This window comes from Cupriavidus sp. CP313, from assembly GCF_054072015.1.
Genome location: NZ_JBSVZB010000051.1, coordinates 11,630 through 35,614, shown reverse-complemented (window position 1 = coordinate 35,614; position 23,985 = coordinate 11,630). Strand labels below are relative to the sequence as shown.

Sequence of the window (23,985 nt, the reverse complement as noted above, 5' to 3'; positions counted from 1 at the left end):
TCCAGGAAAGGAATCCCATGTCCGACCCCACCTCTGCGCACGCCACGCACTATGACCTGCTGATCGCCGGCGGCACCGTGATCGACGGCAGCAAGGCACCCCGCTTCAGCGCCGATATCGGCGTGCGCGACGGCTGCATCGCCGCGATCGGCGACCTCGCCGGGCACACGGCCGACCGGGTGCTGGATGCAACCGGCCTGATTGTCGCCCCTGGCTTCATCGACGCGCACACGCATGATGACCAGGCGGTGCTGTCGCAACCCACCATGCCGTTCAAGGTCTCGCAGGGCGTCACCACTGTGATCGCCGGCAACTGCGGCATCAGCGCCGCGCCGCTGCGTGCCGACATGGATTTGCCGATGCCGCTGAGCCTGATCGACACACCGGCGCAAGGCCGCTTCACCACCTTCGCCGCCTACCTCGACGCGCTGCGTACCATGCCGAGCTCGGTCAATGTAGCCGCCATGGTCGGGCATTCCACCTTGCGCGCGGTCACCATGGCGGCGCTGGACCGGCCAGCCGATGCCGCAGAGATCGCCGCCATGCAGGCACTGGTCGAAGAAGCCATGCAAGCCGGCGCGATCGGCCTGTCGACCGGCACCTTCTACCCGCCCGCCGCCATGGCGACGACCGAGGAGATCATCGAAGTCTGCCGGCCGCTCAGTGCCCGCAAGGCTCTCTACGTCACGCATATGCGCGACGAGTCCGACCACGTCATGGCCTCGCTCGACGAGACCTTCCGCATCGGCCGCGAGCTCGACGTGCCGGTGGTGGTGTCGCACCACAAGGTGCAGAGGCAGGCCAACTTTGGCAAGAGCCAGGTAACCCTGCCCTTTATCCGCGAAGCCATGAAGCACCAGTGCGTGTCGCTCGACTGCTACCCGTACACGGCCGGCTCCACCATGATCCGCACCGACCGCGGCATGCTCGACGGCCGGGTGCTGATCGCCGCCAGCGAACCGCACCCCGAATGCGCGGGCCGCGATCTCGATGACATCGCCAGGGAATGGGGCGTGCCCAAGGACGAAGCCGCGCGCCGCCTGCAGCCGGGCACCGCGATCTACTTCCAGATGGACGAGGACGACGTCCAGCGCATCCTTGCCTTCGACGAAACCATGATCGGCTCCGACGGCATCCCCGTCGGCGCCAGCCCGCATCCGCGCCTGTGGGGCACCTTCCCGCGCGTACTGGGGCACTACTGCCGCGAGGTCGGCCTGTTCCCGCTGGAGACGGCGGTCTGGAAAATGACCGGGCTGACGGCACGCAACTTCGGCCTGCACCGGCGCGGCACGCTCGCCGTGGGCCACCACGCCGACATCGTCGTTTTCGATGCGGCCAACGTGCGCGATGCCGCCAGTTACGAGACCCCCACCCGGCCAGCCGAAGGCATCGACACCGTGATCGTCAACGGCGCCATTACCTGGCAGCACGGCGCGCACAGCGGGGCGCGCAACGGGCAGGTCATCACGCGGCCAGCATAGCGCCGCGGTCACCTGGCGGGATCAGCCGCGAACCTGGCCGAACCGGCGTGAGCGGTTGGGTTACCATGCTGGCGCGCCACGGCTGTTGTCCGGCCACCCGCCCCCCCTGCCACCACCCGATTCCGCCATGACGCCATTCAAAGGCAAATTGCGCCCGAGACACCTGGAGGTCATCCTGTCCGTGGCGGACCTTGGCAACCTGTCCAAGGCAGCCGAGCAGCTGCACATGACGCAATCCGGACTGTCGCGCGCCGTGGCAGAGGTGGAAGACATCGTCGGCGGCAAGCTGTTCGAACGCTCCGCCAAAGGCATGGTCAGTACTGCGCTTGGTGCCGTGATGTGCCGCTACGCAGCGCTCCTGCTCAGCGACATGCACAAGGCCGAAGCAGACCTGGCCGCAGTCGCCGGCGGCGGTGCCGGCACGCTGGTGATCGGGTGTTTCTCGATGTTCACCCGCTGGCCGGTGGCCGAAGCGATCCTGGCCTTTCGCAAATCCAGCCCCGGCGTGCAGATCACGGTAGAGGTCGGCAGGCACGAGACCCTGATCGAGCGGCTCGACACCGGCGCCATCGACCTGCTGGTCAGCCGCAGTCCACGCTCACTGAACGGTCAGACCTATCGCACCGTGGAACTGGGCGAGGATGGCGTTGCGCTGGCCTGTGCACCGGGCCATCCGCTGACGCGGCTGCCGGCAGTGACCATGGCGGATTGCGTGCGCTACCCATGGGTTTCCGCGCCGCCTGGCAGCCTTATGCGCGAACTGATCAATACCGAGATTCGCGAGGCCGGGCTGGAGCCACCCGAGATCCTGGGCGCCCTGTCGCTTGAGCTTGGCCGTGAGCTGGTCTTGTCCGGCGAATTCCTCTGGCACCTCGCGAGCAGCACCGCACGCCACCTGGCATCGCTTGGCGAAGTCGTGGTATTACCCGCGCGCTTCGCCCTGAATCCCGGCCCCATGGCGGCGATCTGGCGCCGCGACCGCAGCAGCACGCGCGCCGCCCGCGCCTTTATCGTCGCGCTTCGGCACGCTGTCGACGCGGCGCACGGCGGCTGATCTCCGGCGTTCCCGATCCGCGTCATCAGCGGCCGCAGGACGCGCCGCGCCCTGTCGGCGGGTCATGCGTACATGGCATGGCAATTCTCGGAACTGTCATGCCTTAAGCCCGCCTCCTGACACTACTATCGGTTCACCGTACAGCCGTCGCGCAACCTGGCGCAACGGCTGGCTGCGCAAGGCCGCCATGCCGCAGAGCAAGGCGCCGATACGATAGATGCAGAACGGAGGAGACGCATGATTTTGCAGTTTGCGGGAAGGGGCGCTTGCACCCGTGCGGCAACCGGCTGTCCGGCGGGCCGTCGCGGTGCCCGGGCAATTACTGCCCTCGGGCTGTTTGCCGTGACCGCTGCGGCGCAAGCCGATAGCCTGACCATCAGCGGCCTGGCAGCCGGCGGCATCACTTATACGTTACGCGCTGACCTTCCACTATCAGTACATGAAGGGCAATGGCGTGCTGCAGGACCGCTATGCACACCAATTCCTGGCTCGCGCCGAGACCTCGCTGTCACAGCGCACCCGCGTCTATGTGCAAGCGGCATACCAGCGCGCTGGCGGCACCGCCGATGCCAGAGCGTGGATCAACGGCGTGGCCGGGCCTGCCGATGGCAAGCAGCAGACCGTTGCCGGGCTATTCGTTGAACATGCGTTCTGACGGAGGACAACCCATGACAACGCCCCCACCTGCATCCACCCTGACCGACGTCGCCGCCGTGCTCGACGGCGCGCCCGCCAACCGGCGGCGCAGCCTGGTCATTCTGATCTGCTTTGCCATCGTCGCATTCGAGGGCTTCGACGCAGCCATAGTCGGCTTCGTCGCGCCCCAGGTCGCTGCGCGCTTCCACAGCACCCCCGCGCAGACCTCGGCGGCGATCGGGGCCGGCATGCTGGGGCTGCTGATCGGCTACCTGGCCGGCGGCATGTGGTCCGATAGGCGCGGGCGCCGCCCGGTGCTGGCGGCCGGCACGGCGCTGTTTGGCCTGGCATCCATCGCTTGCGCTTTCAGCGCCGCGCTGCCACAGCTGATCGGATGGCGGCTGGCAACCGGCATCGGGATCGGCGTCGCAATGCCGGCAATCGGTGCGCTGCTTGCCGAAGTGCTGCCCTCCGGGCGGCGCGCGTCGACGCTGACCGCGGTGTTCTGCGGCTTCCTGCTCGGCTCGGCGCTGGCGGGGCTGCTGACCGGCCTGCTGATTGAGCGCATCGGCTGGGAGGGCCTGTTCGTGCTGGGCGGGGTCGCGCCGTTGCTGTGCCTGCCCGCCGTGCTGGCCCGTGTACCGGAATCGCCGATGTACCTCGCCCACCGCGGCGCCGAGTCCGCCCGCGTGCGCCAGGCGCTGGCCAGGCTCGGCATCGCGGTCGACGCGGCGACGCAGTTCCTGGCGCCGCGCACACAGGCGGGCCAGCCAAACGGCAGCGTGCACAGCCTATTCTCGCCTGCGCTGGTCCGCACCACGGTGCTGCTATGGGCGCTGATGTTCCTGATCCTGGGCAGTTTCTACGTGATCGCCAGCTGGCTGCCAACGCTGATCCGCGATGGCGGGGCCAGCGTGGCGGCGGCCTCGCGCACGGCCGCGCTGTTCCAGTCCGGCGGACTCGCCGGCGCCATGGTCGCCGCGCTGACGATCCGCCGGGTGCCGCCGCTGCGCTTCGTGGGTGCGGCCTGGCTGCTGGGTGCAGCACTGCCGCTGTGGATCGCAGCGCCCGCCGCCACGCCCACTTATGCCGTCCTGGTGTTCTGCGCCGGCTTCCTGGTCAGCGGCCCGATTGTCGTGGTCAACGCCGTCATGGCGATGGCCTATCCCACGCCGGTGCGCTCCATCGGCGTGGGTTGGGCCAGTAGCGCCGGCCGGCTGGGCTCGCTTGCCGGCGCGGGATCGGTTGGCTGGCTGGTGCAGCATGGCCTGGCGCTGCACCAGTTGATTGCCGGCATGGCCGTGACGGTGTTGGCCTGTGCGCTGATCGCGCTGTTCTTGTCCCGCGCCATGCGGGCCTCAGGAGTCTGAATTGATGAATTGGAACGAAAAGACAGCAGTTGTCTCGCTCAGTAGTGGTCTGGCACGCGGCGAGGTCCGCAATGGCGTGGCCGTGTTCCGGGGGCTACCCTATGGCGAGCGCATCGCCCCTTCGAGCCGCCTGTCAGAACTCAGGGCACCCGCACCCTGGCAGGATGAACGGGACGCGACTGGGCCGGCTGCGGTGTTCCCGCAGGCCAGGTCGCGGCTGGCCGCGGTAATGGGCGACGGCATCGACGCCAATGCGCAATCCGAGGATGCCTTCGTCCTCAATGTCTGGGCAAGTGCCGAGGCGGAGTCAGCGCCGGTGTTCGTCTTCATCCACGGCGGCGGCTTCATGTCTGGCGGCGGCTCGGCAGCCTGGTATGACGGCGAACGGCTGGCGCGTGAAGGCCGCATGGTGGTGGTCAGCGTCAACTATCGTCTTGGCGCGCTGGGGCACTACGTGGAGGGCGGCGACACGGCCAGCGGCAACCGGCCGGTACGCGACCTGCTCCACGCCCTGGCGTGGGTGCAGCGGCATATCCACGAGCTTGGCGGCGATCCTGCCGCGGTGACGGTGGGCGGCCAGTCCGCCGGCGCCTGGTATGCCTGGCTGCTGGGCATCAGCCCCGCCGCGCGCGGCCTGCTGCGCCGGAACCTGCTCTTCAGCCTGCCGGCCCTGCCACCGCAGACACCCCAGGAGGCCCGTGCCACCAGTGAGGCGTTCCGCGCGCACGCCAACGGCCTCCGGTTTGATTCGATGCCGGTTGCCGCGGTGTTGGCGGCTCAGGGCGAACTGATGCGCTCACTCGCAGGTTTCGGGGAGATTGCGGTTGGCTTCCGTCCGGTGGAGGAAGAGGGTCTGGTGCCCGGCTGGCTCTTCGATATGCCGCGCGCGGCCGCGGCCGCGCATGTCGACGCGACGCTGCTCGGTTTCACGGCTGAGGAAAACACGGCGTTCCTGTGCGCGCAGCCGATGGTGGCCGGCGCCAGCGAAGCCAGGGTCCGGGCCTGGTTCGACCGTGCCTTCGGCGCACAGGCCGGGCACATTTACGACCGGCTCGCCGCGGCACGTGCCACCCCCACGCCCTACACGCAACTGGTCGACGGCAGCAGCTACAAAGTCTTCGTGGCCGGCACGGAGCAGATCGCCGGCGCCTTCAGCGCCTGCGGCATACCGGTGTTTCCATATCGCTTTGCCGTGCAGAGCCAGGTTCCCGGCCTGATGAGCCCGCATTGCATGGAGTTGCCATTCCTGTTCGGCAACCGGTCGGCGTGGGCCGACGCGCCGATGGTCATGGAAGTACCGGAGCCGGTATTCGAACGCGTTGGCGCCGCGTTCCGGAACGCCATTGTCGGTTTCGTCCGCGATGGCAAGCCAGGACCGGCACAGTCATGGCCGGCGTTCGTCGCGGCGGCGCCGCAACTCGCGGAGTTCCGCGAGGACGGCCTGGCAATGCAGCCCTGGCAGCCGCTGTCGCCGGGATCCGGCGCTACGCCCTCCTGATGTCGCGGCACCGAGCCGGCGCACTCGGCGCCGGCCGGTCAGAACTTGGGAATGCGCAGCGTCTTGCTGACCATCAGCGTGCCCGACAGCGCGAACAGCAGCACCAGCGGATGCAGCACCGCCGGGCCCAGCACCCACGCGCCGCCCGGCAGCTCGCCGCCAAGCTGGCCTTGCCAGGCGCACCATGCCAGCACCGCGGTCAGCAGCACGCTGGTCGGGATCGGCGTGCCTTCGAAGTAGGCCACCTTGCCACTGTCGCTACCCTCGGCCAGCGATTCGGCGGTGACGTTGAAGCGCGCCAGCCGGCTCACGCCGCAGCAGACAAAGTAGATCAGCACGGCCAGGTCCCAGCCGCCGCGCATGCCGGCGGCAAAGGCCAGCGTGGCCGGCCCGACGCCGAACGAGATCACGTCGGCCAGCGAATCCAGCTCGCGCCCCAGCGCCGAATGCGCATGGCGCCAGCGCGCGATGCGGCCGTCCAGCACATCGAAGATAAAGGCCAGCGGCGCCAGCGCCGCCGCCGTGAAGAAATGCGACAGCTGCTGGTCGGCCACGTAGAACATGGCGAAGAACACCGACCCCATGCCGCAGGCCGCGTTGCCCAGCGTAAAGACATCGGCCAGCTGCAGCTCGCGCAGCATCGAGAAATGGCGGGGACGTTCCGGCCGGGTGCTCATGGTGCGCGCTTACAGGACCTTGGCCACGTGGTGCACGTTAGGCGGCGCGGCAAAGGTTTCGCCCACCAGGGCGCGCCATTGCTGGAACTCGGGCGACTCGCGGAAATGGACCATGTGGTCTTCCACCGTCTCCCATTCCACCACCAGCGTGTAGTGTTCCGGTTGCTCGATCGAGCGGAACAGCTGCACGCCGTGGCAGCCGCGCGAGCGCAGGAACAGCGGCGTGGCCTGGCTCACGCCCTGCTCCAGCTGCTTGTCCATGCCGGGCTTGATGGTGATTTGTGCGATTTCCTTGATCATGGCGGTTTTACCAATGGAGTGGATGCCGGGGCACCGGCGGGTGTCTGCTACCTTAGCACGATCGCGGGGCCGTATGCCTGCTGCAAGCATTCCGTTACACGCGGCGGTTAGCATCGTCCACCCTGCCACTACCTGCCGATAACGCCATGCGATTGTCCCTGCGCAAGCGCCACCTCGCCCGGGCCGCATTGCCCGCCCTCGCCTTGACCTGCCTGGCAGGCGCGCATGCTGCATCGCAGCCATGCGGCACGCCCGCGACGCCGATTGCCGAGATCCAGGGTGCCGCCGCGACGTCACCGCTCGCGGGCAGCGTGGTGGAGGTAGAGGCCATCGTCACCGCGGACTTCAGCGGCGATGGCGGCCTGCGCGGCTTCTTCCTGCAGACCGCGGACGCGCAACGCCTGCACCGGCCCGGCGTGTCGGAAGGCCTGTTCGTCTATGCACCACGCACCCCGGCACGCGCCGGCGACATGGTGCGCGTGTCCGGAAGGGTCGAAGAGAAATTCGGGCAGACGCAGCTGGTGCTGTCCGGCCCGCTGGCGGTGTGCGCGCGCGGCATGGCGGTGACGCCGCACACGCTGACCTTGCCGGTCGCCGGCGAATCCGGTCTTGCCGCGCGTGAAGGCATGCTGGTGCGCCTGCCGCAGACGCTAACGGTTGCCGACACCCATGAACTTGGTCGCTATGGCACCTTGGCGCTGAGCGACGGCCGGCCCATCGCACCGACGCAACAGGCACTGCCGGGCACGGCCGCGCGGCAAGCCGCCGCCGCCAACGCCCGCAACCGGCTGTTGCTTGACGATGGCTCGACGCGCCAGTATCCCGCCGCGGTGCCCTACCCGCCACCGCGCCTGGCCGCGGACCATCCGGTGCGTGCCGGGGACACGGTCAGCGGCGTCCAGGGAGTGCTGGAAAAACGCCACGGGCAGTGGCGCCTGCAGCCGGTGCCTGGTGCCAGCGCGCCGGTGTTCCAGGCCACCAACCCGCGCCGCGGCGCGCCGCCACGGCATCCGGCCACCACGCTGCGCGTGGCCGCCTTCAATCTGCAGAACTACTTCAACGGTGACGGCCAGGGCGGCGGCTTCGATGCCCCCGGCAACCGCGGCGCGCAGGGCGCCGAGGCGCTGGCGCGCCAGCAAGCCAAGCTGCTCGCCGCGCTGCGGGGGCTGGATGCGGACGTGATCGGCGTGATGGAGGCAGAAAACGACGGCTACGGCCAGTACAGCGCGATCCGCCAGCTGGCCGCGCGGCTCGGGCCGGACTGGCGCGTGCTCGACCCCGGCACGCCGGCGCTTGGCAGCGATGCCATTGCGGTCGGGCTGCTGTACAACGCCCGCACCGCCGTGCCTGCCGGGCGCGCGGCCACCACCTGGCTGGGCGAGCGCAGCCGCCAGCCGCTGGCCGGCACCTTCCGCGCGACGGCTGGCGGCGCGCCGGTCACGGTCGTGGTCAATCATTTCAAATCCAAGACGTGCACTGAAGCCACCGGCGCGCAGGCCGACCAGGGCGATGGCCAGGGTTGCTGGAATCCCGCGCGCGTGCAGGCCGCCGAGGCACTGGCCGAATGGCTGGGCGCAACGCCGACGGGCGCGTCCGGCGCGGGCGTGCTGGTGATCGGCGACCTGAACAGCTATGCGATGGAAGACCCCATGCGCGTGCTGGCGCGCCACGGCTACGCCGACATGGTCGCGGAATTCGCCCGCAAGCCGGCCTACAGCTACGTCTACAATGGCCAGGCCGGCTATCTCGATCATGTGCTTGCCGATGCCATCGCGGCCCGGCATGTCATGGCCGTGCATGCCTGGCATATCAATGCCGACGAGCCCCCCGCCTTCTCCTACGCCCCGGCGCCGGGTGCGCCTGCGGTGCCGGGCCACTATGCGCCCGACCCCTACCGTTCGTCAGATCACGACCCCTTGGTGGTCGACTTCGCCAGCAGCCCCCGCGCCAGGTAAAGCACCACCAGCAGGTTGGCTGCCGCCAGCGTGCCATGCAGCCAGCTGGGGTGGACCAGGGCCTCGTACAGTTCCAGCGGAATGTAGATGCCGCCGGACCACACCCCGATCCAGTTGCCCCATGCAAGACCGCGCCAGAGCCCGTACGCTTCGGCAAAGCGCATCAGCGCATAGACCGCGGCAGAGCCGCCGATGGCCCACAGGCGCGCGTTGTCGGGATGCGCAAGCAAGGACAGGAAGATGGTGGGATAGCGGCTGGCCGGGTTGACGTGAATGCGCTGGATGATGGCTTCCGCCAGCGCCTGGGCGTCGCGGTGCAGCAGTGCGGCCAGGCCCAGGCCGGCCACGATCACCAGCAAGCCCTTGGCGGCTTCAAACAATGCGATGCCCCTCAGGCCCAGTGCGCCCTGCTTTGCCATGCGGTGTCCCCGGTCGATGCAAGAATTGCAAAGCCGGTATTGTGCAACACCCGCAGGCAATGCCGCAGCTTGCGTAGCGCCGGTGCGCGCTTTCAACGCCCGTATTCGCGCTCGCGCATCGGCCCGTCGGCATCGATGCCGCCGCTGGCGGCAATGGGGCCGTCCACGGTCAGCGGGCCGGCCACGCTCAGGTCGCCCCTGACCACCATGTCGCCATGCACTGTCACCGGGCCGTTGAAGACCTTGAGATAGCCGCCGCCGTACGGCAGCCCCCGCGCGCTGGCTGGTCCGGTGAAGTACGCCGCGGTGAGCGGGCCGCTGGCATAGACGTGTCCGGCGACAACCAGCTTGCCGTGCACGGTCAGCGGCCCCTGCACCTGCGCCGAACCGCCGATGGTGATAGGGCCGGATTCATGCGGCTGGGCGCGCAGCGGGCCGGCCACGGCCAGCAGTGCCAGCGCCCCGGCCGCCGCCAGCCACCACCACGGCCCTCGGACATCACGGCGAAGCATTCGGTGCGACATGATGTAGCCTCCGGCCGCACCGCGCCTAGCGCTGCAGCTTCTGGTAAGTGCCGATCAACTCTGCGGTGGCCAGGATATGGCCCCGCATTGCCCGCTCCAGCGCTGCCTTGTCAGGCATCCCCAGGTCCGGCAACGCCGCATTCAGCGCATAGAGCTTGAAGAAGTAGCGGTGCCGGCCGATCGGGGGGCATGGCCCGCCATAGCCGGCGCGGTGCCAGTCGTTCAGCCCGTCGCGCGTGCCGGCGGGCAGTCCGGCCTTGCCGATGTCCGCCGGCAGCGCCTCGGCATGGGCCGGCAGGTTGTAGACCAGCCAGTGGACCCAGGTCATTTTCGGCGCGGCGGGGTCGGGTGCATCGGGATCGTCGACGATCAGCGCCAGGCTGGCCGTGCCGGGCGGCAGGCCGGTCCAGGCAAGCGGCGGGGAAATATCGGCGCCTTCGCAGGTGTGCTCTGCGGGGATCTCGCCACCCGGGGTGAATGCGGTCGATTGCAGCTGGAACGGCATATGGGCCTCGCTGGACGCACTGAGGGATGGCTCCAACTTAGGCCGGATCGCTGCCCCGCGCAAGGCGATGGCGGCAGCGGGCGTCTCCAGCAGCGCCTTGAGCCGGCGCACGGCTTCGGTGGACTCGGCCTGGACGCGCTCGCGCAGCATCAGGCGGTTGATCAGCGCAAAGAGCAGCGTAGGCGACCGGTAGCGGAATTCCCGCTCAATGCGCGTGCGTTCGGCCGCCGGGGTCAGCGACGGCGTCATGGCAGGCGTAAGCCGGTAGGTGATGGTGCCGACCCTGCGCCCTTCGGCCACGCCTTCGATCGACCATGTGCGCGGCCGCTGGCTTTCGATGACGGTCCAGACTACCGCGCCACCGCGCTGGGCGACCATGAAGGTCTCGGTCACGCGCTCGCCCTGCCCCAGCGGATGGTCGGTCGCACCCGCCACGCCGAGCGAGGCCGGATGCCATTCGGGCCAGTGCAGCGGCGTGGACACGTAGTCGAAGACCTGGGCTGGCGGGCGGGCGATCACCACCTCGTCATGGATGGCGGTGCGGTCGGACCAGGGCAGCGGCGCCAACAGCGTGCCCACGGTGATCGCGGCGAAGATCAATCCCCAGAACGGTTTCCTGTGTCGAACAAGCATGGCGGCGGGACAGGACGCATCCGGGGTGCACCCGTGCATCCCGTACGCATGGCGCGATGCTTCCAGTGTAGTGACTGGGAAGCATCGCGCCAGTCCCGCCCGGGCTTAGCGGGCCTGGGAGGCCGGCGTACCCTCGGCCGCCGGCGCCGGCACAGCCGCCACCGTTTCCGGCAGCGGGCCCCAGCCGCCGCCCAGCCGGCGGATCAGCGACACCGTTGCGGCAGCCCGCAGGCCGGCCACCTGGTTGGCCTCGCGCTGCGACTGCAGCACGGTGCGGTCGGCATCGATCACCGTCAGGTAGTCGACCGCGCCGGCGTCATAGCGGCTGCGCGAGATCCGCGCCGCGCGCCGGGCGCCGCCGAGTGCGCCGTCCAGCGCGCCGGCCTGCTGGCTGAGCCAGCGCACGTCCGCCAGGCTGTCTTCCACCTCGCGGAACGCCACCAGCACGGTCTGCCGGTAGCCGGCCACGCTTTCCTCGTGCGCGGCACGGGCACCGGCGAGGTTGGCGCTGTTGCGCCCGCCATCGAACACGGTCTGTGCGATGGTGGAGCCAATCAGCGGCCCCAGCGCCCAGGTGCGCGACGACCACTTGAACAGGTTCGACAGGTCCGCCGATTCAAAGCCGAACAGCCCGGTCAGCGTAATGCGCGGGAAGAACGCCGCCTTGGCTACGCCGATGCGCGCGTTGGCCGCGGCCATCTGGCGTTCCGCCGCGGCGATGTCGGGGCGGCGCTCCAGCAGTTCGGACGGCAGCCCGGCGGGAACCGCGATCGGCGCGGCGTCGAACGGACGCGCCGGCAGCGAGAATGCCGCCGGCGGCACGCCGGTCAGCACCGCCAGCGCATGCTCCTGGTTGGCGCGGCGGCGCTCGATGCCGGCCAGGTCCGCGCGCGCGGTGCCGAGTTCAGCTTCGGCACGGGCGGGATCGAGGTCGGTGGTTTCACCGGCGTCATAGCGCTTCTTCAGCAGCGACAGCGCATCCTCGCGCAGCTTGATGGTGGCATTGAGCAGGTCGCGCTCGCTGTCCAGCGTGCGCAGTGCAAAGTACGCCTGCGCCACGTCGGCCTGCAGCGCCAGCTGCACCGAGCGATACAGGTCCTCCGCGGCCTCGCCTTCAGCCCGGGCGGCGTTGACGCTGGACGCGACGCGGCCGAACAGGTCGAGCTCATAGCTAGCGAAGGCGCGCGCCTTCAGCACCGTCTGCGGCGAGACCCGCGTGCCGTCGGGCAGACCCTGCGAGGCCGCCGACGGCTGGCTGCGCGTCGGGTCCAGCCCAACGCTCAGTTGCGGGTAGAGATCCGCCTCAGTGGCACCCGTGAAGGCCCGTGCCTGCTTCAGGCGGGCAGCGGCAATCGCCAGATCCTGGTTGGAGCTGCCAGCCGCGCCGATCAGGCGATCCAGTTCGGCATCGCCGAAGATCTTCCACCAGTCACCGCGATGCTGGCCTTCGGCCGGCGTCGCGGTCTTCCATTGCGCGCCTTCGGCCTGGGCGGCCTCGGCCTCCTTGAAGGCCGGCACGGTGGCGGTTTCGGGCACCTTGTAAGTCGGGGCCAGCGAGCAACCCGCAAGGACTAGCGCTGCGGCCAGCGTCGCCAGCTTAGGCAGCTTATGCAGCCAATTTGTTGTCGAAAATGCAGGGGCATTCATGTTGATCACCATTATTCAGCCGATGCAGTCAGTTGCGCGCCCTGCTCTTGCCTGGCCGCGCGGCGCTGGCCGCGCGTGGCCAGCAGGCGCAGCGCCACATAGAACACCGGCGTCAGGAACAGCCCGAAGAAGGTCACGCCGAGCATGCCCGCGAACACTGCCACGCCCATGGCATGGCGCATCTCGGAGCCGGCGCCGGTGGAGATCACCAGCGGCACCACGCCCATGATGAAAGCGAACGAGGTCATCAGGATCGGGCGCAGGCGCAGGCGGCTGGCTTCGATCGCGGCCTGTACCACGGTGCGGCCGTGATGCTCCAGCTCGCGTGCAAACTCCACGATCAGGATCGCGTTCTTCGCTGACAACCCCACCAGCACAATGAAGCCGATCTGCGTGAAGATGTTGTTGTCGCCCTGCGTCAGCCACACCCCGGTCATCGCCGCCAGCAGGCTCATCGGCACGATCAGGATCACCGCCAGCGGCAGCGTCAGGCTTTCATACTGGGCAGCCAGCACCAGGAACACCAGCAGCACGCACAGCGGGAAGATCCACACACCCGCATTGCCGGCCAGGATGTCCTGGTAAGTCAGCTCGGTCCATTCGAACTTCATGCCCTTGGGCAGCGTCTCGGCGGCAATGCGCTCAGCCGCGGCCTGGGCCTGGCCCGACGAGAACCCGGGCGCGGGCCCGCCGTTCATGTCGGCGGCGGTAAAGCCGTTGTAGCGCACCACGCTGTCTGGACCAAAGCCTTGCTTGACCTGCACCAGCGACGACAGCGGCACCATGTCGCCGGCGGCGTTGCGCGTCTTCAGTTGCAGGATGTCCTCGGCATGGGCGCGGAACGGCGCGTCTGCCTGCACCTTGACCTGGTAGGTCCGGCCGAACTTGTTGAAGTCGTTGACATAGGCCGAGCCCAGGTAGGTCTGCAGCGTATCGAACACCTCGGTCACCGGCACGCCCAGCTGCTTGGCCTTGACGCGGTCCAGCTTGACGTCGAGTTGCGGCACGTTGACCTGGTAGTTGCTGAAGATGCCAGTCAGCTCGGGCGTGGCGCGCGCCTTGTTGGCAAACGCGTTGGTGGCCTCGAACAGCGCGTCATAGCCCAGCGCGGCGCGGTCCTCGATCATCAGCTTGAAGCCGCCGATGGTGCCCAGGCCCTGCACGGGCGGCGGCGGGAACACCGCGATAAAGGCATCCTGGACGGCCGCATACTTCTGGTTCAGGTCGGCCGCAATCGCCGCGCCGGACAGTTCCTTGGTCTTGCGCTCCTCGAACGGCTTGAGCGTGGCGAACACGATGCCGGCGCTCGGGCTGTTGGTGAAGCCGTTGATCGACAGGCCCGGGAAGGCCACCGCCGATTCCACGCCCGGATGCTTGAGCGCGATGTCGCTCATCTTGCGGATCACGTCCTCGGTGCGGTCCAGCGTGGCGCCCTCCGGCAGCTTGGCAAAGCCCACCAGGTACTGCTTGTCCTGCGCCGGCACAAAGCCCTTGGGCACCAGCTGGAACACGCCCCAGGTCAGCACCAGCATCACCGCGTAGACCCCGAATACCGAGCCCTTGCGGCGGATCACGCCCTTCACGCCACGGCCATAGCTTTCAGCGCTGCGGCCGAAGAAGCGGTTGAAGCGCTTGAAGAAGCCGCCGAATACGCGGTCCATCCAGCGCGACAGCCAGTCCTTGGGCGCGTCATGGCTCTTGAGCAGCAGTGCCGACAGCGCCGGCGACAGCGTCAGCGAGTTGAACGCCGAGATGATGGTCGAGATCGAGATCGTCAGCGCGAACTGCTTGTAGAACTGGCCGGTCAGGCCCGTCATGAAGGCCAGCGGCACGAACACGGCGATCAGCGTCAGCGCGATGGCGATGATGGGGCCGCTGACTTCGCGCATGGCCTTGTAGGTGGCCTCCTTCGGCGTCAGCCCCTCTTCGATATTGCGCTCGACGTTTTCCACCACCACGATCGCATCATCGACCACGATGCCGATCGCCAGCACCAGCCCGAACAGCGACAGCGCGTTGATCGAGAAGCCGAACGCATGCATCAGCCCGAAGGTACCGACGATCGACACCGGCACCGCCAGCAGCGGGATGATCGATGCGCGCCAGGTCTGCAGGAACAGGATCACCACCAGCACCACCAGCGCGATGGCCTCGAACAGCGTATGCGTCACTGCCTCGATCGAGTGGCGCACGAACTGCGTGGGGTCATAGACGATGCTGTAGTCGATCCCATCCGGGAAGTTCTGCTTCAGCTCTTCCATGGTCTTGCGCACGTCATCCGAGATCTGGATGGCGTTGGAGCCCGGCGCCTGGAAGATGGGGATGGCCACCGCCGGCTTGTTGTCCAGCAGCGAGCGCAGCGCGTATTCCGACGCACCCAGTTCGATGCGGGCAACGTCCTTCAGGTAGGTGACGGCACCGTCGGCGGAAGTGCGCACGACGATATCGCCGAACTCCTCCACCGTGCTCAGGCGGCCCTGCGCATTGACCGACAGCTGCAGGTCCGCGCCCGGCAGCGCCGGCGACTGGCCGATCACGCCGGCCGCCACCTGCACGTTCTGCTCGCGGATGGCCTTGACCACGTCGCTGGTGGCAAGCTGGCGCTCGGCCATCTTCTCGGGGTTCAGCCAGACGCGCATGGCGTAGTCGCCCGAGCCGAACAGCTGCACCTGGCCCACGCCCTGCAGGCGCGCCAGCCGGTCCTTGACGTTGATCACCGCGTAGTTGCGCAGGTAGGTCATGTCATAGCGGTCGTTGGGCGAGACCAGGTGGACCACCATGGTCAGGTCCGGCGAGCTCTTGACCGTGGTGATGCCCAGTCGGCGCACGTCTTCCGGCAGGCGCGGCTCGGCCTGCGAGACGCGGTTCTGCACCAGCTGCTGGGCCTTGTCCGGGTCGGTGCCCAGCTTGAAGGTCACGGTCAGCGTGAGCAGGCCGTCGCTGTTGGACTGCGACGACATGTACAGCATGTCCTCGACGCCGTTGATCTGCTCTTCCAGCGGCGAAGCCACCGTCTCGGCAATCACCTTGGGGTTGGCGCCCGGAAACTGCGCGCGCACCACCACCGACGGCGGCACCACTTCCGGGTACTCCGAGATCGGTAACTTGAACATCGATATGGCGCCAATCAGGAAGATCAGCACCGACAGCACCCCCGCGAAGATGGGGCGGTCGATAAAGAATTTAGAGAGATTCATCTTGGTCTCTGCAAAAACGCTCCCCTGGCGGCCCGCCATGGCGGGCACCATCAACTGCTTTGGGAGCGATAAAAACTAGGGGCGCTGGGTGTGCGGGCTCACGTGATTGCCATCAGCGACGAAATCAAACATCGCTCAGGCCGGCTCCCTCTCCCCTCAGCGGGAGAGGGGAGCAAACCATCGGCTCGCATGACTCAGCTCACCGGCTTCACGTCAGCTTCGCCTTTCTCGCTGGCGGCCTGCTTGCGGTCGGGCGTGGTGCCGCGCCGCTCCAGTTCGCTGCGGAAGGCCATCTCCACCGGCTTGGGCTGGACCGTGTCGCCCGGGCGCACGCGCTGCAGGCCATTGACGACGATGGTCTCGCCCGGCTTCAGGCCCTTGCGGACCACGCGCAGGCCGTCATGGTTGGGCCCCAGTTCCACTTCGCGGTAGACCAGCTTGTTGGTCTTATCGAGCACCAGCACGAACTTCTTGCCCTGGTCGGTGCCGATGGCGCGGTCATTGACCAGCACCGCCGCATGCGGCGCGCCGCCGCCCAGCTTGACCTTGGCGTACAGGCCCGGCAGCAGGCGCCCATCTTCGTTCTGGAACACCGCACGTACGCGGATGGTGCCGCTGCGCGGGTCCAGGCGATTGTCGACCGACTGGATCTTGCCCTCATGCGGATTGCCGTCCTCGTTGGCCAGGCCCAGGTAGACCGGCAGGTTGGGCTGGCCACCGCCGGCACCCGGCGCGGTGTAGCGCAGGTAGCTCTGCTCGTCGATCTCGAAGCTGGCATAGACCGGCGACACCGACACCACCGTGGTCAGTGCCGGCGAGGCCGTGCCCGCCGCCACCAGGTTGCCGACGGTGATCTCGGCGCGCGATACGCGCCCGGCCACCGGCGCGGTGATGCGGGTGTAGGCCAGGTTCAGGCGTGCGGTTTCCAGCTGTGCCTGCGCGCCGCGGACGTTGGCGCCGGTTTCGCGGGCGGCGTTGATGCGCTCGTCGAATTCGCGGCGCGAGATCGCGTTGTCGTCCAGCAGCCGCTGGGCGCGCGCCTGTTCGCTCTGGGCGTGGGCGGCGCGCACCTGCGCCGCGGCCAGCGCGGCATCGGCACGGGCGACTTCCGCGGCATAAGGACGCGGGTCGATGGTGAAGAGCGGATCGCCCTTCTTCACCAGCGCGCCTTCGCGGAAGTGCACGGCGTCAATGGTGCCGCCGACGCGCGGGCGGATCTCGACGCGCTCCACGGCCTCGACCCGTCCGGAGAACTCGTCCCACTCGGTGATGGTCTGGCCGACCACAGCGGCCACTTCAATCGCCGGCGCGGGCGGCGGGGTGTTGGCATGGGCTTCACTGCTATGCCACGGGCGCAAGATCGAACCGGCCACGCCGGCGCCCAGCACCACGACGATGGCGAGGGCAATCAGGGTACGTCGTTTCTGCTGCTGCATTTCTCAAACTCCTGGATCGGGTTTTCTTCAACCGGAAAAGCAAATGGCCGAACGCCGCCTGCCGGTCCGCGTGGGCGGACCGGAACCATGGCCAAACTGATGGTCGGACTTAGGACCGCTTGCGTGTTGCGGCGGTCCTGGCTCTGGCCGAAACAGAGCCGGCTGGCGGTTGTCTGGAGCGGCTCAGCCGGCGGGCTTGGCTCCAGGCCGGCTGGCGTTGGCGTCAGCGCGGCGTTCAGTCAGGGATGAGGTATCGTCGGCCGCGGCCAGACATCGCCGCAGAAACCGCGCACCTTCGTCGACCCATGCCTGACAGCTGTCATGGGCCTCTTCCACGCCGTCGCCGCAGGCGCCGGGCATGATCATGGCCTGGGCCGGCACACCGGCCTTGGCCAGGCGCCCGGCGAAGGCTTCGCCTTCGGCACGCAGCGCGTCGTATTCAGCCACCTGGACCAGCGTGGGCGGCAGCCCGGCCAGGCGCGAGGCCAGCGCCGGGGCGGCATACGGATGCACCGTATCCGCCGGCGTCGGCAGGTAGTCGCGATAGTTGTCGGCCAGGCGCCGCAGGGTGTCCATCGGCACCTGCCCGCCGTCGAACCCCGCGCAAGAGGCGTGCTGCAGGCACGGGTCCGTCACCGGGCGGATCAGCCATTGCCCGCGCGGTTGCGCGGTGCCGCGGTCGCGCAGCATCTGCGCCAGCGCGATCGCCAGGTTGCCCCCGGCTTCCTCGCCCACCAGCGCAAAGCGGGTCTTGTCCAGCTTCAGGCGCCGGGCATTGCGCAGCACCCACTGCACCGTGCTGTGCGCGTCCTCCGGCGCCGCCGGGAACGGATGGTCCGGCGCCAGCGAATACGCCGGCGTTACCACCACCGCCGGCACCGTGGTGGCCAGGTCCTGCACCAGCTTGCATGCGTGTTCCAGGCCGCCTTCGACGAAGCCGCCGGCATGCAGGTACACCAGCCAGGGCAGCAGGGCCGCGCCCTCGGCGCCCGGCGCCGGATAGCCCGCCGGGTAGCACACCCGCACCAGGATCTCGCGCCCGTCGCTGGTCACCGTATGCTCAGCCACGCGCGCCTGCCCCTGCCCGGCTGCCGTAGGGGCAGTGGCGGCGCTGGCTGCATCAGGGCGTTGGCCTGGCTTCTGGGACATGGCATTGGCGCACGAAAGAAACAATGCGCTTGAGTGTTGCGATGCAACGGATTATGGTGATTGACGAGGATGGGATAAAGCGAGAGATCGCCAATGCACTGTTCCGGGATTGGAATAATCGCAAACCGCCTCGTCATGCCACTGAAACTGCATATCCCCACGCATGACAAGGTCTTGGATTTTGTGATTCACTCCGGCTCTCGGCACGCGCGGCGGTCTGCCAGGCCGGTGCGCGCCCGATCAGAATCCATGCCGGAACCCGCGCCCAGCCAGCGCGCAGTCCCAGTGCCAGCCAGCCGGCAGACTCCCCACAACAACAACCAGCATGGCCACGTGCGTCACAAGCGCGCGCGGCACGCCGTTCGGATCTATCGTCGGAACCTCATCATGGACCGTCTTGTATCAATGCAGGCATTCACCCGGGTCGTGGACGTCGGCAGCTTTGCGCGCGCCGCGGAATCGATGGACTTGCCCAAGGCCACGCTGACCCGCCTGATCCAGAACCTGGAAACCCACCTGGGCGTCAAGCTGCTGCACCGGACCACCCGCCGCATCAGCGTGACCAACGACGGCGCGGCCTATTACGAACGTTGCGTGCGCATCCTGGCCGATGTCGAGGAGGCCGAGCAGTCGCTGACGCGCCACAACAACTCGCCGCGCGGCACGCTGTCGGTGGATACCACCGCGGGGCTGGCGCAGCTGGTGCTGGTGCCCCACCTGCACGAATTCTTCCAGGCCTACCCGGACCTGAAGCTGGAACTGACCATCAACGGCAAGCCGATCGACCTGCTGCAGGAAGGCGTGGACGTGGTGCTGCGCGTGGGCACGCCGGTGGAAGAATCCATGGTGGCCCGCCGCATCGGCCATGTGCAACTGGCGTTCTACGCCTCGCCGATCTACCTGAACCGCTTTGGCACCCCGCACGACCTGGCCGAGCTGGCCCAGCACAAGGCGGTCAATTTCCTGTCCAACCGCACCGGCCGTGAGATGCCGTGGCCCATGGCGTGCGGCATGGAGCGCAGCGAGGTGCTGCTGCCATCGGCCATTTCCACCAACGATGCCGATGTCTACATGGGCTGCGCGCTGGAAGGCCACGGCGTGGCACGGGTCTCGCGCGCCATGGCCGAGCCCTATGTGGCCAGTGGCCGGCTGGTGGAGATCATGACCGACTGGCAGACTGAAGAACTGCCGATCTCGGCGATGTATCCGCAGAACCGGCACCTGTCGGCCAAGGTGCGGGTGTTCGTCAACTGGGCGGCGGACCTGTTCTCGCGCCACCCGCACTTTGGTGCGGCACAGCAGCGGCTGCCGGTCGCGGCCTGATGCCGTGATAGGCTAGTGGCCGCAGTCTAGTGCGGCATGTAGGACAAAACCGGAAATCGGCCTGGCGCCGGCCAGCCTATACTGTTTCTTCCGAAATCACGACAAGAAGAGGAGTCCGATGAAACAAGTGCTTACCCCCCTGGCAGCCTGCATCGCCGCGACCATTGCACTGGCGGGCTGCGCCGGCTCCGGCAAGACCTCCTCGTCTGCAGCCAGCGCGTCCGGCACCAGCGCCAGCGGCAGCGGCAGCGCCAGGGCGACGGCCACGCTCCAGCCCAAGAGCGGCACCAATACCGGTGGCACCGTGACCTTCCAGCAGCAGCCGGGCGGCGTGATGATGACCGCGGCGATCACCGGCCTGCCGCCCAGCTCGGTGCACGGCTTCCACGTCCATGAGAAGGGCGACTGCTCCGCGCCTGACGCGATGAGCGCGGGCGGCCACTTCAACCCGACCGGCAAGCCCCACGGCCAGATGACCATGCCCGACCACCACGCCGGCGACATGAACAACGTCACCGCGGACGCCAGCGGCAACGTGCGCGTCAGCATGCTGCTGCCGGACCTGACCGTTGGCACCGGAGCCAACAGTGTGATCGGGCGCGCGGTGGTGGTGCACAAGGACCCGGACGACTACAAGACGCAGCCGACCGGGAATGCGGGCGGGCGGATTGCTTGCGGGGTGGTGGCGGCTTCGTGATCGCGTCACAAACGACCGGCGGACTTCGACAAACCCGCCGGTGTTCTCCCTCGGCAGCGACAATCACTCGCTGCCTCCGCGGCATGGCAACATGACGGCATTGCCGTAACGACCGGGCCCCGCGAGGGGTTCGCCAAGACCGCCATGCCATCGCCGACAGACGCTGCGTTCGTCCCCCACCGCCGCCTGCGCGCCAATTCGCTGCTGCTGTGCTGCGCCGCCCTGCTCGGCGGCTGCGCCTTGCCGCCGCTGGATCACCGCACCGAATCCTCTGCGCTGACGCCCGCCGAATCCCAGGCCACGCCGCTGGGCCAGGCAGTGGCCGGCGAAGTGGTGCGTCATCCGGGCCTGAGCGGCATCCATCCGCTCGAGAATGCCTACGCCGCCTTTGCCGCGCGCGTGCAGCTGGCGCGCACCGCGCAGCGCACGCTCGACGTGCAGTACTACATCTGGCGCGACGACCTGACCGGCACCCTGTTGCTGGAAGCCTTGCATGAAGCCGCCGACCGCGGCGTGCGCGTGCGCCTGCTGCTGGACGATAACGGCATCGCCGGCATGGACGAATTGCTGGCGGCCATGGACGCGCATCCGCAGGTCGAGGTGCGGATCTTCAACCCGTTCGTGATCCGCCACCCCAAGACGCTCAATTTCCTGACGGATTTCCGGCGCCTGAACCGGCGCATGCACAACAAGTCCTTCACCGCCGACGGCGTCGCCACCATCATCGGCGGGCGCAATGTTGGCGACGAATACTTCGGCGCCACCGATGGCGTGCTGTTTGCCGACCTCGATGTGATCGCCGTCGGGCCCGCCGCGGGCGACGTGGCGCACGATTTCGACCGCTACTGGTCCAGTGCGTCGGCCTACCCGGTGGACCGGCTGGTGCCGCCGGTCAGCGTCGAACGGCTGCAGGCGCTGGCCAGCAATGCCCGCGCCGTCGAGCACAACCCGGCTGCCGCCGCCTACCTTGCCGCGGTGCGTGACCTGCCTGACGTGCAGCGGATGCTGGCCGGCACGCTGCAGTTCCAGTGGGCAAAAACGCGCATGGTCAGCGACAACCCCGCCAAGGCGCTCGGCGAGGCGTCGCGCAACACCCTGGTGGCGCACCAGCTGCGTGAAATCCTGGGCGACCCGCAGCGCGAGCTTGACCTGGTCTCGCCCTACTTCGTGCCATCGACGGGCGGCACGTCCTATTTCGCCGACATGGCCAGGCGCGGCGTGGCCGTGCGCGTGCTGACCAATGCGCTGGAAGCCACCGATGTGGCCGCCGTGCATTCGGGCTATGCCAAGCGGCGCAAGGCGCTGCTGGAAGCCGGCGTGGACCTGTATGAGCTGCGGCGCTCGGCCGCGCCCGGCAAGAAGGAAGAGCGCGCCGGCCCCTTCGGCAGCTCGGGCTCCAGCCTGCACGCCAAGACCTTTGCCGTCGACGGCACCCGCATCTTCGTGGGCTCGTTCAATTTCGACCCGCGCTCGGCCACGATCAACACCGAACTGGGCTTCGTCATCGACAGCCCGGAGCTGGCTGGCCGGATCGAATCCACCTTCGCCAGCGTGGTGCCGCGCGCGGCCTACCAGGTCAAGCTCGATGAAACCGGCAAGCTGTACTGGCTGGAACGGCGGGATGACGAAGTCATCCGCCACGATACCGAGCCGAACACCAGCTGGTGGCGCCGGCTTGGCATCTGGTTCCTCTCCATCCTGCCGATCGAGTCGATGCTTTAAGGCGCAGCCTCTTCAGATCTGGTCGAGCAGGCTGCGCACGACATCGGCCAGCCGGCCGGCGCGCTGGCGCCCCTTGGTGTCCAGCGCCATGCCGCTGCCGCCGGCCAGCGCTTTCAGGCCAAACAAGGCATCGCCCACGTCGCGCCAGGCCGGGTAATCGGCATGGATTTTTTCCAGCGCGGCGGCGCCGGCGGCCACCTGCGCGGGTGCGGGCGGGCGGCCGGCGGCCAGGTCTTCCAGTGCCGTGGCCGCGTCCAGCAAGCCTTTGCGGTTCATCTCCGTCTCCCCCTGCAATGTCTCTTTTGTCATGGCCGCCGCATGCGGGCAGCCATGACACTGTAGCAGGCTTGCCGGGAGGGGCAAACGCAGGGCAGGCGGCGCCGCCTCAGTTGCGCCCGATATCCTGCAGGATGCGGGTCATCAGGTACAGGCGCGGCACGATCGAGTCCAGTTCGATGTACTCGTCGCGGGCGTGATAGCCGAAGCCGGCCAGCCCGAAGCTTTCCACCACCGCGGGCTTGCCCGAGCGCGCGGCATAGCTGGCGTCAGTGGCGCCGCCGGTGCCTTCGGCCAGGGCCAGCGTGCGGCCGTCCAGCTCGGCGTAGATCTCCTGCGCGCGCTTGGCCAGCGCGCGGCCACGCGCGTCGGCCACGAACGGCGGGCGGCCCTCTTCCATCGTCACCGTGGTCTGCGTCTCCGGCACCAGCTGGCTGGACTTGGCCTTGTCCTGCAGCGCCACCCTCAGCTTCTCGGCGGCGCCGGCCGCCGTGGTGCGCACATCGCCGTAGGCGACCGCGCTTTCCGGGATCTGGTTGCGCACCGTGCCGGCCTGCGCCTGGGTCCAGTTCAGCTGCGAGCCCGGCACCTGGCTGGCGGTGTCGCGCGTCTGCTGCAGCTGGTGGGCGAGTTCGATCAGCGCATTGCGGCCGCGCTCCGGCGCGGCGCCGGCGTGGGATGCGCGGCCCTTGACCTGCATGGTGGCAGTGGCGGTGCCAGAGGCGCCCAGCAGCAGCGACTCGGCCTTGACCACATCCTTGGCCGCGGTGGGCTCGCACGACAGCACCACGTCGTGCTGCGCGGCCAGCGCGGCAATGGCTTCGCCGGAGCCGACCGAGCCGACCTCTTCGTCAGGATTGAACAGCACCGTGATCTGCGCGTAGTCGCGCCAGCCCTGGTGCTTCAGGATCTCCAGCGAATGCAGGATGACGGCGATGCCGCCCTTGTCGTCGGCAATGCCCGGCCCGTAGAGCCGGTTGCCTTCCTCGCGGATGGGCTGCGTGGCCAGGGTGTTGTCCGGGTACACCGTGTCCATGTGGGCGATCAGCATGATGCGGCGCTTGCCGGTACCGGTGAAGGTGGCCTTGACCATGATGCCCGGGCCCTTGGTGACGGGCATGCGTTCAACCTTCGCGCCCAGCGCCTGCAGGCGCTTCTCGGTGTAGCCGGCCATCTGCGCCAGCCCCTTCGCGTTGGCGCTGCCGGATTCGATCGACACCATCTCCTTGAGCGACTGCACCAGCGCGGGCTGGGCCGCCTGCGCGGCGGACAGCAGCGCGGCATCGGGCTGGGCGGCACTGGCCAGGGTGCCGGCCCCGGCAAGCGTCAGGGCGGCGGCAACGGCAACGTGGCGAACGGAAAACGGCATGGAATCTCCTCGGATTGGTCTTGTTGGTGCCGTGCCTCGGCGCACGGGCGGCGCCGCGGCACAACTGCACGATGCTAGCCCTTGCCAGAACCTTAGGGGAGGATCAATATCGCCAAT

Annotated in this window: 19 protein-coding genes and 2 pseudogenes; 9 read left to right on the top strand and 12 right to left on the bottom strand. The window is 68.4% G+C overall.

Annotated features, from left to right (window positions below):
• Positions 1 to 17 precede the first annotated feature (17 nt).
• The 5 genes from ACW4E8_RS38430 (at position 18) to ACW4E8_RS38410 (ending at position 6,039) form a co-directional block, all read left to right on the top strand.
• Positions 18 to 1,481 carry an N-acyl-D-amino-acid deacylase family protein gene (locus tag ACW4E8_RS38430; RefSeq protein WP_456809252.1) on the top strand — a complete coding sequence of 488 codons (1,464 nt, stop codon included), beginning with the start codon at positions 18 to 20 and terminating at the stop codon, positions 1,479 to 1,481.
• Positions 1,482 to 1,608: 127 nt separating this feature from the next.
• On the top strand, positions 1,609 to 2,535 hold the full coding sequence (locus ACW4E8_RS38425) for a LysR family transcriptional regulator (RefSeq protein WP_456809251.1): 927 nt from the start codon (positions 1,609 to 1,611) through the stop codon (positions 2,533 to 2,535).
• Positions 2,536 to 2,974: 439 nt separating this feature from the next.
• Positions 2,975 to 3,190 (top strand): hypothetical protein, encoded by a 216-nt coding sequence (locus tag ACW4E8_RS38420; protein WP_456809250.1) that lies wholly within the window; start codon positions 2,975 to 2,977, stop codon positions 3,188 to 3,190.
• Positions 3,191 to 3,203: 13 nt separating this feature from the next.
• Positions 3,204 to 4,541, top strand: coding sequence for an MFS transporter (locus tag ACW4E8_RS38415; protein ID WP_456809249.1), 1,338 nt, complete (start codon positions 3,204 to 3,206; stop codon positions 4,539 to 4,541).
• 4 nt (positions 4,542 to 4,545) lie between these two features.
• Positions 4,546 to 6,039 (top strand): carboxylesterase family protein, encoded by a 1,494-nt coding sequence (locus tag ACW4E8_RS38410; RefSeq protein WP_456809248.1) that lies wholly within the window; start codon positions 4,546 to 4,548, stop codon positions 6,037 to 6,039.
• 38 nt (positions 6,040 to 6,077) lie between these two features.
• On the opposite strand, the gene ACW4E8_RS38405 is transcribed toward ACW4E8_RS38410, so the two are convergent.
• Positions 6,078 to 6,716, bottom strand: coding sequence for a CDP-alcohol phosphatidyltransferase family protein (locus ACW4E8_RS38405; protein ID WP_316153996.1), 639 nt, complete (start codon positions 6,714 to 6,716; stop codon positions 6,078 to 6,080).
• A gap of 9 nt (positions 6,717 to 6,725) precedes the next feature.
• On the bottom strand, positions 6,726 to 7,016 hold the full coding sequence (locus ACW4E8_RS38400; protein WP_456809247.1) for an antibiotic biosynthesis monooxygenase family protein: 291 nt from the start codon (positions 7,014 to 7,016) through the stop codon (positions 6,726 to 6,728).
• Positions 7,017 to 7,162: 146 nt separating this feature from the next.
• On the opposite strand from ACW4E8_RS38400, the gene ACW4E8_RS38395 reads away from it, so the two are divergent.
• Positions 7,163 to 8,971, top strand: a complete 1,809-nt coding sequence (locus tag ACW4E8_RS38395) for an ExeM/NucH family extracellular endonuclease (protein ID WP_456809246.1) — start codon at positions 7,163 to 7,165, stop codon at positions 8,969 to 8,971.
• Here ACW4E8_RS38395 and ACW4E8_RS38390 read toward each other — a convergent pair.
• From ACW4E8_RS38390 to ACW4E8_RS38355, 8 genes and pseudogenes are all read right to left on the bottom strand, one after another.
• Complete coding sequence (locus ACW4E8_RS38390; protein ID WP_153953931.1) at positions 8,923 to 9,390, bottom strand: DUF2127 domain-containing protein; 468 nt, start codon at positions 9,388 to 9,390, stop codon at positions 8,923 to 8,925. The two genes, ACW4E8_RS38395 and ACW4E8_RS38390, sit on opposite strands and share 49 nt — an antisense overlap.
• A gap of 92 nt (positions 9,391 to 9,482) precedes the next feature.
• Positions 9,483 to 9,914 carry a hypothetical protein gene (locus ACW4E8_RS38385; RefSeq protein ID WP_456809245.1) on the bottom strand — a complete coding sequence of 144 codons (432 nt, stop codon included), beginning with the start codon at positions 9,912 to 9,914 and terminating at the stop codon, positions 9,483 to 9,485.
• A 25-nt stretch (positions 9,915 to 9,939) separates the two neighbouring features.
• A pseudogene (locus tag ACW4E8_RS38380) lies at positions 9,940 to 10,419 on the bottom strand (YbhB/YbcL family Raf kinase inhibitor-like protein); the annotation flags it as partial.
• Positions 10,420 to 10,515: 96 nt separating this feature from the next.
• Positions 10,516 to 11,052: pseudogene (locus tag ACW4E8_RS38375) on the bottom strand (SRPBCC family protein); the annotation flags it as partial.
• A gap of 105 nt (positions 11,053 to 11,157) precedes the next feature.
• Positions 11,158 to 12,699, bottom strand: a complete 1,542-nt coding sequence (locus tag ACW4E8_RS38370; protein WP_456809244.1) for an efflux transporter outer membrane subunit — start codon at positions 12,697 to 12,699, stop codon at positions 11,158 to 11,160.
• Positions 12,700 to 12,710: 11 nt separating this feature from the next.
• Entirely contained in the window at positions 12,711 to 15,896 is a 3,186-nt protein-coding gene (locus ACW4E8_RS38365; RefSeq protein ID WP_456809243.1) for an efflux RND transporter permease subunit, read from the bottom strand.
• A gap of 194 nt (positions 15,897 to 16,090) precedes the next feature.
• Positions 16,091 to 17,332 carry an efflux RND transporter periplasmic adaptor subunit gene (locus ACW4E8_RS38360; protein WP_456809242.1) on the bottom strand — a complete coding sequence of 414 codons (1,242 nt, stop codon included), beginning with the start codon at positions 17,330 to 17,332 and terminating at the stop codon, positions 16,091 to 16,093.
• 183 nt (positions 17,333 to 17,515) lie between these two features.
• Positions 17,516 to 18,481, bottom strand: a complete 966-nt coding sequence (locus tag ACW4E8_RS38355) for an alpha/beta hydrolase (RefSeq protein ID WP_035822211.1) — start codon at positions 18,479 to 18,481, stop codon at positions 17,516 to 17,518.
• A gap of 387 nt (positions 18,482 to 18,868) precedes the next feature.
• Between ACW4E8_RS38355 and ACW4E8_RS38350 the strand changes: the two genes are divergently transcribed.
• The 3 genes from ACW4E8_RS38350 (at position 18,869) to ACW4E8_RS38340 (ending at position 22,223) form a co-directional block, all read left to right on the top strand.
• Positions 18,869 to 19,804: a LysR family transcriptional regulator gene (locus ACW4E8_RS38350; protein ID WP_456809241.1), complete on the top strand. Its 936-nt coding sequence runs from the start codon at positions 18,869 to 18,871 to the stop codon at positions 19,802 to 19,804.
• A 118-nt stretch (positions 19,805 to 19,922) separates the two neighbouring features.
• The gene (locus tag ACW4E8_RS38345; RefSeq protein ID WP_456809240.1) at positions 19,923 to 20,501 is read left to right on the top strand and encodes a superoxide dismutase family protein; all 579 of its coding nucleotides are present in this window, start codon (positions 19,923 to 19,925) and stop codon (positions 20,499 to 20,501) included.
• A 144-nt stretch (positions 20,502 to 20,645) separates the two neighbouring features.
• Positions 20,646 to 22,223, top strand: a complete 1,578-nt coding sequence (locus ACW4E8_RS38340; protein WP_456809239.1) for a phospholipase D family protein — start codon at positions 20,646 to 20,648, stop codon at positions 22,221 to 22,223.
• A 12-nt stretch (positions 22,224 to 22,235) separates the two neighbouring features.
• Here ACW4E8_RS38340 and ACW4E8_RS38335 read toward each other — a convergent pair whose 3' ends face one another.
• Together ACW4E8_RS38335 and ACW4E8_RS38330 are read right to left on the bottom strand one after the other, a co-directional pair.
• The gene (locus ACW4E8_RS38335; protein ID WP_456809238.1) at positions 22,236 to 22,499 is read right to left on the bottom strand and encodes a hypothetical protein; all 264 of its coding nucleotides are present in this window, start codon (positions 22,497 to 22,499) and stop codon (positions 22,236 to 22,238) included.
• A gap of 109 nt (positions 22,500 to 22,608) precedes the next feature.
• Complete coding sequence (locus tag ACW4E8_RS38330; RefSeq protein WP_456809237.1) at positions 22,609 to 23,868, bottom strand: M20/M25/M40 family metallo-hydrolase; 1,260 nt, start codon at positions 23,866 to 23,868, stop codon at positions 22,609 to 22,611.
• Positions 23,869 to 23,985: the final 117 nt, after the last annotated feature.

What these genes read in the sequence shown, in the direction of transcription:
- ACW4E8_RS38415 (WP_456809249.1), top strand. Translation starts at nt 3,204, where the DNA reads ATGACAACGCCCCCACCTGCATCCACCCTGACCGACGTCGCCGCCGTG.
- ACW4E8_RS38405 (WP_316153996.1), bottom strand. Translation starts at nt 6,716, where the DNA reads ATGAGCACCCGGCCGGAACGTCCCCGCCATTTCTCGATGCTGCGCGAG.
- ACW4E8_RS38335 (WP_456809238.1), bottom strand. Translation starts at nt 22,499, where the DNA reads ATGAACCGCAAAGGCTTGCTGGACGCGGCCACGGCACTGGAAGACCTG.
- ACW4E8_RS38365 (WP_456809243.1), bottom strand. Translation starts at nt 15,896, where the DNA reads ATGAATCTCTCTAAATTCTTTATCGACCGCCCCATCTTCGCGGGGGTG.
- ACW4E8_RS38370 (WP_456809244.1), bottom strand. Translation starts at nt 12,699, where the DNA reads ATGAATGCCCCTGCATTTTCGACAACAAATTGGCTGCATAAGCTGCCT.
- ACW4E8_RS38355 (WP_035822211.1), bottom strand. Translation starts at nt 18,481, where the DNA reads ATGTCCCAGAAGCCAGGCCAACGCCCTGATGCAGCCAGCGCCGCCACT.
- ACW4E8_RS38410 (WP_456809248.1), top strand. Translation starts at nt 4,546, where the DNA reads ATGAATTGGAACGAAAAGACAGCAGTTGTCTCGCTCAGTAGTGGTCTG.
- ACW4E8_RS38345 (WP_456809240.1), top strand. Translation starts at nt 19,923, where the DNA reads ATGAAACAAGTGCTTACCCCCCTGGCAGCCTGCATCGCCGCGACCATT.
- ACW4E8_RS38360 (WP_456809242.1), bottom strand. Translation starts at nt 17,332, where the DNA reads ATGCAGCAGCAGAAACGACGTACCCTGATTGCCCTCGCCATCGTCGTG.
- ACW4E8_RS38390 (WP_153953931.1), bottom strand. Translation starts at nt 9,390, where the DNA reads ATGGCAAAGCAGGGCGCACTGGGCCTGAGGGGCATCGCATTGTTTGAA.
- ACW4E8_RS38395 (WP_456809246.1), top strand. Translation starts at nt 7,163, where the DNA reads ATGCGATTGTCCCTGCGCAAGCGCCACCTCGCCCGGGCCGCATTGCCC.
- ACW4E8_RS38350 (WP_456809241.1), top strand. Translation starts at nt 18,869, where the DNA reads ATGGACCGTCTTGTATCAATGCAGGCATTCACCCGGGTCGTGGACGTC.
- ACW4E8_RS38385 (WP_456809245.1), bottom strand. Translation starts at nt 9,914, where the DNA reads ATGTCGCACCGAATGCTTCGCCGTGATGTCCGAGGGCCGTGGTGGTGG.
- ACW4E8_RS38330 (WP_456809237.1), bottom strand. Translation starts at nt 23,868, where the DNA reads ATGCCGTTTTCCGTTCGCCACGTTGCCGTTGCCGCCGCCCTGACGCTT.
- ACW4E8_RS38400 (WP_456809247.1), bottom strand. Translation starts at nt 7,016, where the DNA reads ATGATCAAGGAAATCGCACAAATCACCATCAAGCCCGGCATGGACAAG.
- ACW4E8_RS38430 (WP_456809252.1), top strand. Translation starts at nt 18, where the DNA reads ATGTCCGACCCCACCTCTGCGCACGCCACGCACTATGACCTGCTGATC.
- ACW4E8_RS38340 (WP_456809239.1), top strand. Translation starts at nt 20,646, where the DNA reads ATGCCATCGCCGACAGACGCTGCGTTCGTCCCCCACCGCCGCCTGCGC.
- ACW4E8_RS38425 (WP_456809251.1), top strand. Translation starts at nt 1,609, where the DNA reads ATGACGCCATTCAAAGGCAAATTGCGCCCGAGACACCTGGAGGTCATC.
- ACW4E8_RS38420 (WP_456809250.1), top strand. Translation starts at nt 2,975, where the DNA reads ATGAAGGGCAATGGCGTGCTGCAGGACCGCTATGCACACCAATTCCTG.